The following is a 15,194-nucleotide window of genomic DNA, read 5'->3' on the forward strand; positions in this document are numbered from 1 at the left end:
GCCGGAATCGGCCCCGCCGCGGGGCGTGCGCGTGAGCGCGCCCCACCGGAGGGGCGCGCTCACGCCGTAGACCCGCGCCCGGGTCAGCGCACCGCGCTGACCCGAGGCCCAGGGACTCAGTGGTGCAGGATGGCGACGGAGTGCGCTCCGAGCCGCAGTGACCCCTCCGTCGTGACGACCTCGCCGAAGCTGTCGAGCAGCTCACCGACCCGCTGGGTGAGCTCCACCGGTTCCGTCCCGAAGTTCACCGCGAGCATCGCAGAGCCACGACGCAGGACGAACGAGCCGGTCGCCTCGTCGACGATCGCGGTCGTGTCGGCGAACGCCGGATCGGTGAACGCCGGGACCGTCCGCCGCAGCTCGATCACCCGTCGGTACCAGGTCAGCAGCGTCGCGTGCCGCCCACGGGACCGCTCCGACCAGTCGAGCACCGACCGACGGTAGGTCTCGGGATCCTGGGGATCCGGCACGTCGGCCTCGTTCCAACCCATCCGGGCGAACTCGGCGATCCGGCCCTTCGCCGTCGCCTCACCGAGCTCGGGCTCCGGGTGCGAGGTGAAGAACTGCCAGGGCGTCGAGGCGGCCCACTCCTCCCCCATGAACAGCATCGGGGTGAACGGTCCGAGCAGCGTGACGGCGGCGGCGATGGCGAGCTGCCCGTCGTCGAGCGTCGCGGCCAGCCGGTCGCCCGTCGCGCGGTTCCCGATCTGGTCGTGGTTCTGGTCGGAGACGACAAGCCGCCAGCTCGGCGTCCGTTCGAGGTCGATGCGGCGGCCGTGGTGGCGCTTGCGGAAGCTCGACCAGGTGCCGTTGTGGAAGAACCCCTCCTCCATGACCTTGCCGAGGGCACCGAGCGGCGCGAAGTCGGCGTAGTAGCCGGACACCTCGCCGGTGAGCGCCACGTGCAGTGCGTGGTGGAAGTCGTCGCTCCACTGCGCGTCGAGACCGTACCCGCCGGCACCGCCGGGCCCCCGGGGCGTGATGAGCTTCGGGTCGTTCAGATCCGACTCGGCGATGAGCGTGAACGGTCGGTCGAGGTCGGCGCTGAGCGCATCCACCGCGGCGTCGAGTTCCTCGAGAAGGTGGATCGCACGGGTGTCGTGCAGGGCGTGTACGGCGTCGAGGCGAAGGCCGTCCACCCCGTACTCCTCGAACCACAGCAGCGCGCTGTCGATGATGTACCGACGCACCTCGTCGGAGTCCGGCCCGTCGAGGTTGAGGCTGTCGCCCCAGGTGTTGCCGGCGCCGTCCGCGAGGTACGGGCCGAAGCGGGGCAGGACGTTGCCGGAGGGACCGAGGTGGTTGTACACGACGTCCTGGATGACGGCGAGCCCGCGCTCATGGCACGCGGCGACGAAGCGACGGTAGCCGTCCGGTCCGCCGTAGGCCTCGTGGACAGCCGACCAGAAGACGCCGTCGTAGCCCCAGTTCCAGACGCCGTTGAACGCGTTGACCGGCAGGACCTCGACGGCGTCGACGCCCAGCTCGACCAGGTCGTCGAGGCGTTCGATCGCCCCGTCGAAGGTGGCCGCCTCGGTGAAGGTGCCGATGTGGAGTTCGTAGAGCACGGCACCGATGAGGGAGCGACCCCGCCAGCCGGTCCCGTCGCACGGCACGGGGTCGGAAGCGACGACGCGTGACGGGCCGTGGACGCCCTCCGGCTGCCGACGCGAGCGCGGATCGGCGAACGGACCCTCACCGTCGACGAGATAGCGGTAGTCGCTGTCGACGACCGCCGCGCGGGGCTCGGCACCGTCGAGCGCGATCCACCATCCCTCGGCGACGTCGCGGTCCATCGGGTGCTGCTCACCGTCCAGGACGAGGTCGACGCGCTGGGCCTCGGGTGCCCAGACACGGAACCCGTCAGCCGGACTCGTGGTGCTGGTCGTCATCGTGCTCACTCCTCGCTCGCGGCCTCGGCCGCATCGTCGGGCCGCGTCAGGACGGCGACGGGATACTGCTCCAGCAGCGCCGCGAGACGGACCTCGCCGCCCTGCAGCTCACGGCCGGTCAGCACGTCGACGAGCCGGCCCTCCGGCAGGGTGACCGTGGTCGACTTCCATCCACCGTGCTCCGCGAGCCGGAGCGAGAGCCGGGTCGCGACCGTGGTGACGCCACCGCGTGAGAACGCGACGACGTGGTCGGCGGCCGGTCCGTCCGCCCCGATGGGGGTGTACTCGGCGAACCGCGACGGGTGCTCGCGTCGCAGGCGGAGGAGCCGGCTGGTCACGAGGAGCTTCGCGGCTCCGTCGGCGTCGACCGGCGGCAGCCAGCCCTCGTCGAGACGGGCCAGCACCGCGCGACGCTCGGCGTAGTCGACCGGGCGACGGTTGTCGGGGTCCACGAGCGATCGGTCCCAGAGCTCGCTGCCCTGGTACACGTCCGGCACGCCGGGCATCGTCAGCTGGATCGCCTTGGCGACCAGACTGTTCGACCAGCCGGCCGCCTCGACGTCCGCAACGGCGTCGAGCAGCGCGGCGTTCGCACGACGGCTGTCGTACAGTCCGTCGACCGCGGCATGCAGAGCGGCCTCGAACGTCTCGTCCGGTGCGGTCCAGGTGGTCGAGTCGCCGGCCTCACGCGCGGCCTTCTCGACGTAGGCGTGCAGTCGTTCGCGCTCGATCGGCCACGCACCGACGGCCGCCTGCCAGACCAGCTGCTCGAGCTGCCGGTCGGGGAAGCCGTTCGATGTGTGGAGGGCGACGGCGTGCTCCGCCCACCGGTCCGCGACCTCGCTCAGGGCGTCGATGCGGGCGCGGACGTCCTCGCTGCGCTTCGTGTCGTGGGTGCTGAGCGTCGTCATGGAGGACGGCCACTCCGCCTGCCGCCGTGCCTGGCGGTGGTGGAACTCGGCGACGCTGATGTCGGTCTCGGCGGGGTCTCCGCCGACCTCGGTCAGCGAGGTGAGCGCCGTGTAGCGGTAGAACGCGGTGTCCTCGACGCCCTTCGCCATCACCATGCCCGAGGTCTGCTGGAAGCGCGCGGCGAGCGGATCGGTCGCGCTGCGCAGGCGGGGTGCCAAGGCGGCGAAGGCGTCGGCGAGCTCCGGCCGACGGGTCTCCGCCTCGTCGAGTGCGGCGTCCAGGTACTCGTCGCCGAGCGGCAGGTAGGAACGGTAGACGGGGAACGCGGTCAGGATCTCGGCGAGCGCGTCGACGGCGTCCGGCACCTCGGGGACGAGCCTCGCGAGGCGGCGGACCTCGGACCCGAGGATCCCGTCGGCGATGCCCCGCTTCGTGGTGTGCACGAGGTCGTCCCAGGCGTCACGCGTCAGCTCGATCCCCGCGAGCTGACCGAGCGTGGGCAGGCCGTCCGGGTCGACGAGCACGCGGTCGACGTCGCCCAGGGCGTCGTAGCCGGTGGTGCCGAGCGTGGCCCACTCGGCCGGGAGGTCCTCTTCACCCTCCAGGATCTTCTCCACCCAGATGGGTGCTCCACCGATGCGCTCGGACAAGCGGTCGAGGTAGGCACCGGGGTCGAGGAGTCCGTCCGGGTGGTCCACGCGGATCCCGTCGGCGAGGCCGTCGTCGAACCAGCGACCGATCTCGACGTGCGAGCCGTCGAAGACCGCCGGGTCCTCGACCCGGATCGCGGCGAGCGTGTTGACGGCGAAGAACCGTCGGTAGTTCAGCTCGCTGTCGGCGCGGCGCCAGTTGACGAGTTCGTAGTGCTGCCGGTCGTGCACCTCGCGCGGGCTCGCGTCGTCGTCGGCCGTCCCGGGAGCGATGGGCAGTCGGTGGTCGAAGTAGCGCAGTTCGCCGTGCTCGACACTGAGGTCGTCGAGCGCGCTGCGGCCGTCCTCGTCGTCGCCGAGGATCGGCACCCGGACGCGACCGTCGCCGGCCTCCCAGTCGACGTCGAACGCGGCCGCGTGTTCTGCCTTCCGACCGTGCTGGAGCAGGTCCCACCACCAGGCGTTCTCGACCGGTGTCGCGACGCCCATGTGGTTGGGGACGGTGTCGATGAGGACGCCGAGGCCCGCCGAATGGGCCGCTTCGGCGAGCGCCGTGAGCCCGTCGGCACCGCCGCGTTCCGGGTCGACCTCGGTGTGGTCGACGACGTCGTAGCCGTGGGTGGATCCGGGTTCCGCGCGGAGGATCGGCGACAGGTAGACCCAGTCGGCGCCGAGGGCCTGGAGGTAGTCGACGAGCGCCGCGGCGTCCTGCAGCCGGAAGTCGGCGGTCAGTTGGAGGCGGTAGGTCGAGACGGGCACGGCGGAACGCTGTGGCCCGCCGCCGGACACGTCGGTCATGATGCGACCCCCGATCGCAGGAGGGTGAAGGAGGTCCCCTGCACGATCACCGTCGTCGACCCCTCGGCGAGCATCTGCTCCGGGTCACTCGACTCGACGAGCGTCCACGGCAGGCCGGGAGCCTTCGGCAGGCTGAACTCCACGCCGTTCTCGGCCGCGTTGAGCAGCAGGGCGAACGAGGCCGATCCGGCGTGACGGAACACGAAGGTGATCGACCGGGCGTCGGGGTTGTCCCAGTCCTCGTCGGCGAAGGGTTCGTCATCGGACCGGGTGATGAAGACCCGGTCATCGGCTTTGGAGCCCGGACCCTGGCGGAACCAGTCGGGTCGCAGGGCCGGCTCGGCGAGGCGCAGGGCGATCAGGCGCTTCGTGAAGCCGAGGAGGTCGTGGTCGGCGTGCTCCCAGTCGAACCACGACACCTCGTTGTCCTGGCAGTAGGCGTTGTTGTTGCCGCCCTGGGTGCGGGCGATCTCGTCGCCGCCGAGGATCATCGGGACACCGGCCGACAGCAGGACCGTCGCGAGGAAGTTGCGACGCTGACGGTCGCGGCGCGCGTTCACGGCGGGGTCGTCCGTCGGACCCTCCGCACCGTTGTTGCTGGAGCGGTTGTCGCTCTCGCCGTCGTTGTTGTCCTCGCCGTTCGCCGCGTTGTGCTTCGTCGAGTACGCCGTGAGGTCGGCGAGGGTGAAGCCGTCGTGCGCGGTGACGAAGTTGACGCTGGACAGCGGCGAGCGTCGGGACGCCTCGTAGACGTCGGGGCTGCCGAGGACGCGCTGCGACATGGTGCCGAGCACGCTGTCGGCGCCGTTCCAGAAGTCGCGCACGTCGTCGCGGAACTTCCCGTTCCACTCGGACCAGCTCGCGGGGAAGCCACCGACCTGGTAGCCGGCGGTGTCCCACGGCTCGGCGATCATCTTGATCGGGGCGAGCACCGGGTCCTGCTCGATGAGCGAGAGGAACGCACTGTGGATCTCGGCGGAACCGTCCTGGCGGGTGAGCGTCGTCGCGAGGTCGAAGCGGAAGCCGTCGACGTGCATCTCGGTCACCCAGTAACGCAGGGAGTCCATGATGAGCCCGAGCGCCGCGGGGTGGCCGACGTTGACGCTGTTGCCCGTGCCGGTGGTGTCGAAGTAGTGCTCGCGGTCCTCGTCGACGAGACGGTAGTAGGCCGCGTTGTCGATGCCCTTGAACGACAGGGTCGGGCCCATGTGGTTGCCCTCGGCCGTGTGGTTGTAGACGACGTCGAGGATGACCTCGAGGCCGGCGGCGTGCATCGCCTTGACCATGGCCTTGAACTCGTCGACCTGCCCACCGCTGTCGCCGGCGGCCGCGTACTCGCCGTGCGGGGCGAAGAAGCCGATGGAGTTGTAGCCCCAGTAGTTGCGGAGGCCCTTCTCCTCGAGGTGGCTGTCCTGCACGAACTGGTGCACCGGGAGGAGTTCGACCGCGGTCACGCCGAGGTCGGTGAGGTAGCGGATGGCCGCCGGGTGGGCGAGGCCGGCGTAGGTGCCGCGGATCTCCTCGGGCACCTCGGCGAGCTGCTTGGTGAAGCCCTTCACGTGGACCTCGTAGACGATCGTCTCGGCGAGCGGGACACGCGGGGCGACGTCCTGGCCGTCGGCGTCCCAGTCGAACGAGGAGGGGTCGGTGACCACACCGAGCGCGACGTGGCCCGCGGAGTCGGTGTCGTCCATCGTCTCCGGAGCGTCGAGGCGGTGGCTGAACTGCGCCTGGCCGAGGTCGTAGCGCCCCGTGACCGCCGTCGCGTGCGGGTCGAGCAGCACCTTCGCCGGGTTGTGGCGGAGACCGTTCGCCGGGTCCCAGGGGCCGTCGACGCGGATGCCGTACCGCGTCCCGGGGACGAGGCCCTCCACCAGTCCGTGGAACACGTGTCCGGTGCGCTGTTCGAGGCGCGTCTGCTGCTCCTCCCCGCCCTCGGGGAAGATGCACACGGTGACGGCGTCGGCGGTCTCCGAGTAGATGGCGACGTTCGCACCATCGCCCCGAAGGGTGACGCCGAGCGGATAGGGGGTCGAGAGCGTCATGGCGCCCTTTCACTCGAAGGGATCGATCGTTGTTGAGACGGTACACCGGCCGGATGACTTCCCCGGTTCCGGACGAAACGTGGTAATGGGCCGATCAGAACGCGAAGATGCCGATCGCGACACCGATGGCGAGCCCCGCAGCGGCCGTCGCGGCGGCGAGGAGCAACGCGATCCGCGGGTCGACGCCCTGGTCGACGACGAGACCGAGCCGTGCACGCACCCGACGGACCCGGCGCACGCGCGACTCCGACCAGATCTCGCGCAGGCTGGCCGCGACCTCGTGGGCGGCGGGTCGGTCCTCCGGCTTGCGGGCGGTCATCGACCGCAGCAGCGGGTGCCAGGCGGCGGGGAGCTCGGGCGGGATCACTGGGTCACGGTGCAGGCGTGCGATGGCGGCCTCGACGAGACCGCCGTCGAACTCCCGGCGCCCGGTGACGGCCTCGAGCAGGACGAGTCCGAGCGAGTAGATGTCCGTCTCGGTGCCGACGGTGTCGCCGAGCGCCTGCTCGGGCGAGAGGTAGGACGCCGTGCCGGAGATGGCCTCGGTGTTCGTGAGGCGCGACCCGCCCACGAAGTGCGCGATCCCGAAGTCGGACAGCTTCACGAGGTTCGCGTGGCCGAACGCGGCGATGTCGCTGAAGAGCATGTTGTCGGGCTTGATGTCGCGGTGCACGATCGACCGCGTGTGGATGAAGGACAGCGCGTCGGCGACCTGCGCACCGAGGGCGGCTGCGTCACGCGGGAGCATCGGGCCGGCCTGCAGCTTGTCGGTGAGCGTGGCGCCCGGGATGTACTCCATGACGAGGAACCGGTGCTCGACGCCGCGGTGGACGACGGAACCGGAGTCGTAGAGCTCGACGAGGCCCGGGTGGCGGAGTTCCCCGAGCAGACGGATCTCCCGCTCCTGGCGCAGGCGGTCGTTCGCGGTCGCGGCCTCGTCGCGGAAGAGCTTCACGGCGACGGGGCGCGAGAGCAGCTCGTCGCGTGCGCGGTAGACGTTGGCGGACCCGCCGGAGCCGAGCTGCTCACCGATGCTGTAACGCCCGTTCGACAGGCTGACGCCGGTGACGACCGTCTCGGTGTGCTCGGTGAACATCGCAGCTGGATCGGTGATCGATCCGGCGTGTGCCGGCGGTCGGTGCAGGGAGTCGCTCACGGCCGCCCCCTTCACGGTGCAGTCGATGTTGGCCGCGCCACCGTGTTCTCGGCAGGCTGTTCCAGCAACCACGTTACAAGGCGTTCGTCGTTCAGGCGGATTCGTGTCGGAGTGTTGAGAACGGCTAGCGCACCTGGTAGGCGTCTGCAAGACCCCGATGCTCCCTTGCGGGCCCCGAACCGCGACGAGGACCATGGAGAGGGCCGGGGAACCCGGGCCGAGTCGTCTGCTGCGAGGAGCACCCATGTCCACTGTCGCTGAAACCGTCGTCGCCACCCTCCAGGCCAGCGGTGTACAACGCGTCTACGGCCTCCCGGGCGACTCCCTGAACGGCTTCACCGACGCCCTCCGCTCCTCCGGCGGCATCGACTGGGTCCACGTCCGCCACGAGGAGGCGGCTGCCTTCGCCGCAGCCGCCGAAGCGGAGCTGACCGGTGAGCTGGCGGTCGTCGCGGCGAGCTGCGGCCCCGGCAACCTCCACCTCATCAACGGCCTCTTCGACGCGAACCGCTCGCGGGTACCGGTGCTCGCGATCGCCGCGCACATCCCGAGTTCGGAGATCGGCAGCACCTACTTCCAGGAGACCCACCCCCAGGAACTGTTCCGGGAGTGCAGCGTCTACGTCGAGCTCGTGTCCGTCCCGGAGCAGCTGCCGCGGGTGCTCGAGATCGCGATGCGCACCGCGGTCGAGCGCCGCGGCGTCGCCGTCGTCGTCGTGCCGGGCGACGTCATGCTGCAGCGGGCCGTGAGCGAGCACGTCTCCGCCATCCGTGCCACGCAGCCTCGGATCCTGCCGTCGGAGCACGAGCTCGACGAGGCCGCACGCATCCTCAACGCCGGCAAGCGCGTCACGATCCTGGCCGGTGCGGGCGTCGCTGGCGCTCACGCCCAGCTCATCGAGACGGCTGACGCCCTCGCCTCGCCGATCGTGCACGCCCTCCGGGGCAAGGAGCACGTCGAATACGACAACCCCTTCGACGTCGGCATGACCGGCCTCCTCGGATTCGCCAGCGGCTACCACGCGATGCTGTCGTGCGACGTCCTCCTCATGCTCGGCACCGACTTCCCCTACCCGCAGTTCTTCCCCGAGCACGCGACCGTCATCCAGGTCGACATCCGCGGTGAGCAGATCGGCCGGCGGCACCCGGTCGACCTGCCGCTCGTCGGGACCGTCCGGGACACGCTCGACGCGCTGCTGCCGAAGCTCGAGCGCAAGACGCACCGCAAGCACCTGGAGGAGTCGCTCAAGCACTACCGCAGCTCGCGGAAGGGCCTCGACGACCTCGCGACGGCCGACCACGACGGCCAGGCGATCCACCCGCAGTACCTCGCGAAGGTCGTCGACGAGCTGGCCACGGACGACGCCGTGTTCATCCCCGACGTCGGCTCCCCCGTCGTCTGGGCCTCGCGCTACCTCACCATGAACGGGCGGCGCCGACTCATCGGCTCGTTCAGCCACGGCAGCATGGCGAACGCCGTCTCCCACGGTCTCGGAGCCCAGGCGTCCCACCCCGGCCGTCAGATCGTCGCGCTCGCGGGCGACGGTGGGCTCACCATGCTCCTCGGCGAACTCATCTCGCTCACCCAGAACAAGCTGCCCGTGAAGATCATCGTCATCAACAACTCCTCGCTCAACTTCGTGGAGCTGGAGATGAAGGCCGCCGGGTTCGTCAACTTCGGCACCGACCTTGTGAACCCCGACTTCTCGCGTGTGGCGGAGGGCATGGGGATCCACGGCGAACGCGTCGAGCGGGCGAGCGAGTTGGAGGGCGCCATCAGGCGGGCCTTCGATCACGACGGTCCGGCGCTCGTCGACGTCGTGACGGCGAGACAAGAGCTGTCGATCCCGCCGACGATCACCGCCGAGCAGATGAAGGGGTTCACCCTGTACGCGTTGCGCACCGTCATGTCGGGCCGCGGCGATGAACTGCTCGACCTCGCGAACACGAACCTGCTGCGCCGCATCCTGCCCGGTCACTGAGCGACAGCCGGATTCCCCGCGGCCCCCGGATTCCCCCGCGGTATCCAGAGACCGCCGGGTAGACTCGTCTACCGTGTCCAGACTTCTCGTTACCGGCGGCGCCGGATTCATCGGCTCGAACTTCGTCCACTACGTCCTGAACAACACCGATCACTCGGTGACCGTCCTCGACAAGATGACCTACGCGGGCAACCGCGCCTCACTCGACGGCCTCCCGGCCGATCGTTTCGAGCTCGTCGTCGGCGACATCCAGGACGCGACGCTCGTCGACGAGCTCTTCGCACGTCACGACGCCGTCGTGCACTACGCGGCGGAGTCGCACAACGACAACTCCCTCCACGACCCGCGCCCGTTCCTCGACACGAACATCATCGGCACGTACACGCTGCTCGAGGCGGCTCGCAAGCACGGGACGCGGTTCCACCACATCTCGACCGACGAGGTCTACGGCGACCTCGAACTCGACGACCCGGAGCGCTTCACCGAGCAGACGCCGTACAACCCGTCGAGCCCGTACTCCTCGACGAAGGCCGGCAGCGACCTCCTCGTCCGCGCGTGGGTGCGTTCCTTCGGCGTCAAGGCAACGATCTCGAACTGCTCGAACAACTACGGTCCGTACCAGCACGTGGAGAAGTTCATCCCGCGCCAGATCACGAACGTGCTCGGCGGTGAGCGCCCGAAGCTGTACGGCACGGGCGAGAACGTGCGCGACTGGATCCACGCGAACGACCACTCGTCCGCCGTCCTCACGATCCTCGACAAGGGGGTCATCGGCGAGACGTACCTCATCGGTGCCGACGGCGAGAAGAACAACAAGGACGTCGTCGAGCTCATCCTCACCCAGCTCGGTCAGCCGGCGGACGCCTACGACCACGTGAACGACCGTCCCGGCCACGACCTCCGCTACGCGATCGACTCGTCGAAGCTGCGCACGGAGCTCGGCTGGACCCCGGCGTTCAGCGACTTCGAGGCCGGCCTCGCCGACACGATCGCCTGGTACCGCGACAACGAGTCGTGGTGGAAGCCGCAGAAGGCCGCCACCGAGGCGAAGTACCAGGAGCAGGGTCAGTAACCCTCCGACACCGTCACGAAGGCCCGTCCGGCAGCAGCCGGGCGGGCCTTCGTCGTTGCGTCCACCGGTCCCTGAGCCTGGAGACCCGGGTCCCTGAGCCCCAACCGCGGTCCCTGAGCCTGTCGAAGGGCGACGCACCCCGTGGGCACTTCGACAAGCTCAGTGACCGAAGGAAGTACCCCGCACCACGAGGACCCCATCCCCAACCCAGGACGCCCACCACCGGTCCCTGAGCCCCAACCCCAGTCCCTGAGTCTGTCGAAGGGCGGCGCACCCCGTGGGCACTTCGACAAGCTCAGTGACCGACGGAAGTACCCCGTACCACGAGGGCCCCATCCCCGCCCCGGAGAACCCTCACGGTCCCTGAAGCCCCAACACCGGTCCCTGAGCCTGTCGAAGGGCACCCGCCCTCGGGGTGACACAAGACTGCCCCGCCCGGAGTCGGGCGAGGCAGTCGAAGCGTTCGGGTTGCGCGGCGTCAGTCGACGTTCGCGTAGAGCCATTCGAGCGGGTCGACCCAGGTGACGCCGTCGAGTCGGATCTCGAAGTGGAGGTGCGGGCCCGTGGACATGCCCGTGCTGCCGGTGAGGCCGAGGATGGTGCCGACCTTGATCGCCTGCCCCTCGACGACGCGGACCGAGCCGTGCTGCATGTGCGCGTAGACGCTCGAGACGAGGCGGCCGTTGATGGTGTGGTCGACGATGACGTTGACGCCGAGCGAGCCTTCACCGTCTTCGACGTGGCGGACGACGCCGTCGGCGATGACCTGGATGGGCGCGCCGTTGCCGGGGTTGAAGTCCTGGCCGTGGTGGTCGCTGGAGCACCCGGCGCAGTCGCGGGCACCGAAGCGGTCGCCGATGGTGACCCCGACCGCGAACGGCCACTGGATGGTCCCGTTCGGGTTGTTGGTGAAGGTGTTCGCCGGGCGGATACCCATCGCGGCGGCGGCTTCCTCGACGGTGCTCGTCGTGTAGTCGTCGCGGGTGAAGGTCAGCTCTGCCGAACCCTCGCTGTCGAGCGACTGCGAGGCCTGGTTGCTCAGCCCGTTGCCGTCGCCGAGCTCGGCCTGCGAGGCCTCGGCCACCGAGGTCGCGACGTCTTCAGCGGTGAGCAGCGCGTTGGCGGGCACCGAGGTGGCCACGGCCATGAGGGCGACGAAGCCCATCGCGGCACCCGCGAAGATCTTGGTGGTGATGCGACGCTTGCGCGCGATCGTCGTCGGGCGGGGCGACGCCGGTGCGGCAGCCGGGCGGGACGATGCGCGGGGCTTCGAGGCCGGCTTCGGTGCAGCGGCTCGGCGCGCACGGGGGGCGTCGACCGTGGACGCGTCGACCGCCACGGTGATGGACTCGGTGGCCGGAGCGGAGTCGGAAGCCACGGCCGGTTCGGTGATGAGCGGCTCTGCCTCGACCGGCGCGATGTCGGCGACGTCGGTGGTGTGCACGGCGTCGATCGCCTCCGCGATCATCTGGTCGACCGGATCGATGGCCGCGGCCGTCTCCTCCTGGTCGGTGCTGGCCTCGTGCGTCGGGTCCTGCAGCACTGACTCCTGGTGCTCCAGTGCGGCCGCCGCCTGACGCTCACGTTCACGGAGTTCACGGCGGCTGAGCGGCGGCGTCTGCGGGGATGCAGCGTCGTGCTCGACAGACGTGTTCTGCGGGTCCTGAGGGTCGGGAAGCACAGGGGTGTCCTCAGGGCTGGCATGGCGTGACAAGGGGGCGGGGGCCTTTCAATGGGGCTGGCAGGAAGGTCTCGACGTCCATCCGCGCGGGGGAACGCGAAGGTAACGAATGCATAAATGCTAGCAACGGGAGGCTGAAAAAGCCATGGCAGTGCTCGGTTTTATCCGAGAAAGTCCTGGTCAGAGGCCATATGAGAGTTCTCTTATGAACGAGTCGTCACCGGAGCGCTACCGCGAGCGGCGGCAGCGCGCATGGAGTTTCAGCCGATCGGCGTCGCGAAGCCCTGCTCGACAAGGAGCCGTTCGAGGACCGCGAGCAGCGGCGCATCGGCGGCCATGATGAGCTGTGTGGTGGCCGGAGCACCGTCGAAGCCGGCGACCGTCGCGCCCGCCTCGGCGGCGATGAGCGCGCCCGCGACCTGGTCCCACGGCTTCAGGCCGCTCTCGTAGTAGGCGTCGAGGCGGCCGGACGCGACGCTGCAGAGGTCGAGTGCAGCGGAGCCGATCCGACGGACGTCGCGGAAGGTCCCGAGGAGGGCGCCGAGCACGGCAGCCTGTTCCATGCGCCGCGAGGCGGTGTAGGAGAAACCGGTGCCGAGGAGAGCCACGTTCGGGGCCACGCCTCGGTTGACCTCGAGGGCGCGGCCGTTCAGTCGTGCTCCCCCGCCGCGGGAGGCGGTGTAGTGCTCGCCCAGGACCGGGTTCACCACGGCTCCGGCGAGGGCGGTCCAGGTGGCCGGGTCCGGTTCGCCTTCGACGACGCCGATGCTGACGGCGTACGCTGGGATGTCGTAGAGGTAGTTGACGGTGCCGTCGATGGGGTCGACGACCCAGGTAAGGCCGGAGGTCCCCGTCGCGCCGCCCTCCGCACCGGTCTCCTCGCCGAGGAATCCGTCGTCCGGTCGTGCTGCCATGAGGCGTTCGCGGATGAACTGCTCGGACTCGCGGTCGGCTCGGGTCACGACGTCCTCGACCGACGACTTGCTCGCGGCGATCTCGACGCCCTCACGGCGTCGGCGCAGGATCAGCTCGCCGGCCTCTGCGGCGATGTCGGTGGCGATCTGGAGGAGTTCTTCGTGTCCGGTCACCCCACCACCCTATGGCGACCCCTGCCGCCCTTCGACAAGCTCAGGGACCGAAGCCTTCCGGACTTCCCTCTCCCCGCTCACCGAGGCAGCGCAACCCGAGTGCCCTTCGACAAGCTCAGGGACCGGCATCTCCCGGGCACACCCCTCCCGGTCACTGAGCCTGTCGAAGTGCGCACGAGGAACCCTCATCGTTCCGGGCACACCTCTTCCGGTCACTGAGCCTGTCGAAGTGCGCACGAGGATGCCTCATCGTTCCGGGCACACCTGTCCCGGTCACTGAGCCTGTCGAAGTGCCCACGAGAAACCCTTCGACAGGCTCTGGGACCGGCGGAGGTCAGAACGGCGCGGGGTCCGGTTCCGTCCGATGGCGCTTCCCGTCGGGTGTCGTCCACTCGAGGACCCCGCCTGGGCCGTGGTCGAGGTTCCATCCGGGTAGGTGTTTCATCCGGTGGTGATGTCGGCAGAGACAGGCGAGATTCCCGACATCTGTTGTCCCGCCGTCTTCCCACGCGACCGAGTGGTCGAGGTCGCAGGCTCTGGCTCGTCGCCCGCAGCCCGGTGCTCGACAGGTGCCGTCCCGGAGGCGGACTGCACGTTGGAGGTCGGCCGGAACTCGGTACTGGTTCCGCCCGACGGAGAGGACCGCACCGGTTTCCGGTTGGACGAGGATCCGGGTGAAGCTCGGTGCGTTGACCGCGATACGGGCCGCGGTCTCCGGATCGATCGGCCCGTAGCCGTCGAGCGTGGCCGGGGCGTCAGAGGCACCGGCCATGCTCAGCGCAGGGACCGTGATCTGCACGGTCGGTTTGATGTGCTCCTGCACTTCGATCGGGTGCGGGAGGACCGGGCTGAACATCACGTCTTCCGGGGTCACGCCGGTGAGCGCCAGCGCTGCAAGGGCGTCGGCCTGCAGCTGGGCGCAGGTGCGGGTGTCACCCGCATTGCGCGATTCCGTGGCTGCAGCCTCGACCCGCTCGACGACGCCCTGCGCGATCGGTGCCGTGGTGAAGAGATGCACCCAGGCCATGCCGTCTGCCGCTGGCTCGAACTCCACCCGACGGTCCGCCTCGGACCGCCGGGCGCGTGCGGTGATCGACTCGGGGTGGAGTCGCTCGCGCAGGACGCGGGCGCGCCTCCGGAGGCTTGCGTTGGTGGACTCTTCCGCGACCGCTAGGACTTCGACGAGGAACACTGCCCGCCCTGCTGTAGGCACGTCACTGAGTTGGTCGACGATCGTCTGCGCGTGCCGGACCGAGATGCGGCCGGCCTCAAGCGACGCGAGCACGGCAGGCGCGTCGTTCACGAGCCGCTCGGCGTCGTTCGTCGCCCGCTGGACCGTCTGCTCGGGCGTTCGGGTCGCCATCGCGAGGGCTGCGCAGGTGGAGCGGCGGGAGAGCGCCTGCCGCTCAGCGGACGGGAAGATCGCCGGGACCGTGGCGTCGGCGAACGCGTCGGCGTAGGCGGCAGATCGAGCAAGGAGTCGGGCCTCCTCGGCGTCCAGGTTGGCGCGACGCCGCTGGATGTCCGCGTAGTGATCCGAGAACTCCGCGAGACGCGCGGCGTATTCGTCGCTCGCGCGGATCGCGGTGAGGGTGGCCTCGGTCATGACTCCAGTCCACCATGGACCACTGACATTCCAGCTGCTGAGTTGTGTCGGCTGTGGAAGTCTCCTCGTGTGCCCTTCGACAAGCTCAGGGACCGAAGAAGGCAAGCCGGATTCGTGAGGTTCTCCGCAGGCCCTTCGACAAGCTCAGGGACCGGAAGGAGCATGCGGGATCCGCGGGATTCTCCGTGTGCCCTTCGACAAGCTCAGGGACCGGAGAGGGTTGATCAGGGACCAGAGGAGGCATCCCGGGTCCGTGGGGTTCTCCGTGCACCCTTCGACAAGCTCAGGGATCGAAGAAGGTTGATCAGGGACC

General features: G+C 69.6%; 9 protein-coding genes. 2 read left to right on the forward strand and 7 right to left on the reverse strand.

Going from position 1 to position 15,194, the window contains the following annotated elements:
- Positions 1 to 116: 116 nt before the first annotated feature.
- From treZ to IFT89_RS13835, 4 genes are all read right to left on the reverse strand, one after another.
- Positions 117 to 1,892, reverse strand: coding sequence for a malto-oligosyltrehalose trehalohydrolase (gene treZ / locus IFT89_RS13820; protein ID WP_079707010.1), 1,776 nt, complete (start codon positions 1,890 to 1,892; stop codon positions 117 to 119).
- Between the two features lie 5 nt (positions 1,893 to 1,897).
- Positions 1,898 to 4,252 carry a malto-oligosyltrehalose synthase gene (gene treY / locus IFT89_RS13825; protein ID WP_202939253.1) on the reverse strand — a complete coding sequence of 785 codons (2,355 nt, stop codon included), beginning with the start codon at positions 4,250 to 4,252 and terminating at the stop codon, positions 1,898 to 1,900.
- Positions 4,249 to 6,297: a glycogen debranching protein GlgX gene (gene glgX / locus IFT89_RS13830; protein ID WP_202939254.1), complete on the reverse strand. Its 2,049-nt coding sequence runs from the start codon at positions 6,295 to 6,297 to the stop codon at positions 4,249 to 4,251. Before glgX ends, treY begins: the two co-directional genes overlap by 4 nt.
- Positions 6,298 to 6,391: 94 nt before the next feature.
- Positions 6,392 to 7,453, reverse strand: coding sequence for a serine/threonine-protein kinase (locus tag IFT89_RS13835; RefSeq protein WP_159453425.1), 1,062 nt, complete (start codon positions 7,451 to 7,453; stop codon positions 6,392 to 6,394).
- A gap of 244 nt (positions 7,454 to 7,697) precedes the next feature.
- Between IFT89_RS13835 and poxB the strand changes: the two genes are divergently transcribed.
- The gene (gene poxB / locus IFT89_RS13840) at positions 7,698 to 9,434 is read left to right on the forward strand and encodes a ubiquinone-dependent pyruvate dehydrogenase (protein WP_202939255.1); all 1,737 of its coding nucleotides are present in this window, start codon (positions 7,698 to 7,700) and stop codon (positions 9,432 to 9,434) included.
- Positions 9,435 to 9,507: 73 nt separating this feature from the next.
- Positions 9,508 to 10,506: a dTDP-glucose 4,6-dehydratase gene (rfbB, locus tag IFT89_RS13845; protein ID WP_071258697.1), complete on the forward strand. Its 999-nt coding sequence runs from the start codon at positions 9,508 to 9,510 to the stop codon at positions 10,504 to 10,506.
- A 478-nt stretch (positions 10,507 to 10,984) separates the two neighbouring features.
- On the opposite strand, the gene IFT89_RS20820 is transcribed toward rfbB, so the two are convergent.
- The 3 genes from IFT89_RS20820 to IFT89_RS13860 form a co-directional block, all read right to left on the reverse strand.
- Positions 10,985 to 12,187, reverse strand: a complete 1,203-nt coding sequence (locus tag IFT89_RS20820) for a M23 family metallopeptidase (protein WP_202939256.1) — start codon at positions 12,185 to 12,187, stop codon at positions 10,985 to 10,987.
- Positions 12,188 to 12,447: 260 nt separating this feature from the next.
- Positions 12,448 to 13,275 (reverse strand): inositol monophosphatase family protein, encoded by an 828-nt coding sequence (locus IFT89_RS13855; protein WP_202939257.1) that lies wholly within the window; start codon positions 13,273 to 13,275, stop codon positions 12,448 to 12,450.
- Between the two features lie 334 nt (positions 13,276 to 13,609).
- The gene (locus IFT89_RS13860; RefSeq protein WP_202939258.1) at positions 13,610 to 14,881 is read right to left on the reverse strand and encodes an HNH endonuclease signature motif containing protein; all 1,272 of its coding nucleotides are present in this window, start codon (positions 14,879 to 14,881) and stop codon (positions 13,610 to 13,612) included.
- Between the last annotated feature and the right edge of the window lie 313 nt (positions 14,882 to 15,194).

The organism is Plantibacter sp. CFBP 13570, assembly GCF_014841395.1.
Taxonomy (GTDB): Bacteria; Actinomycetota; Actinomycetes; order Actinomycetales; family Microbacteriaceae; genus Plantibacter; species Plantibacter auratus.

Bases quoted from the DNA above. Each gene is read 5' to 3' on its own strand.
- treZ (WP_079707010.1), bottom strand. From the start codon at position 1,892: ATGACGACCAGCACCACGAGTCCGGCTGACGGGTTCCGTGTCTGGGCA.
- treY (WP_202939253.1), bottom strand. From the start codon at position 4,252: ATGACCGACGTGTCCGGCGGCGGGCCACAGCGTTCCGCCGTGCCCGTC.
- glgX (WP_202939254.1), bottom strand. From the start codon at position 6,297: ATGACGCTCTCGACCCCCTATCCGCTCGGCGTCACCCTTCGGGGCGAT.
- poxB (WP_202939255.1), top strand. From the start codon at position 7,698: ATGTCCACTGTCGCTGAAACCGTCGTCGCCACCCTCCAGGCCAGCGGT.
- IFT89_RS13860 (WP_202939258.1), bottom strand. From the start codon at position 14,881: ATGACCGAGGCCACCCTCACCGCGATCCGCGCGAGCGACGAATACGCC.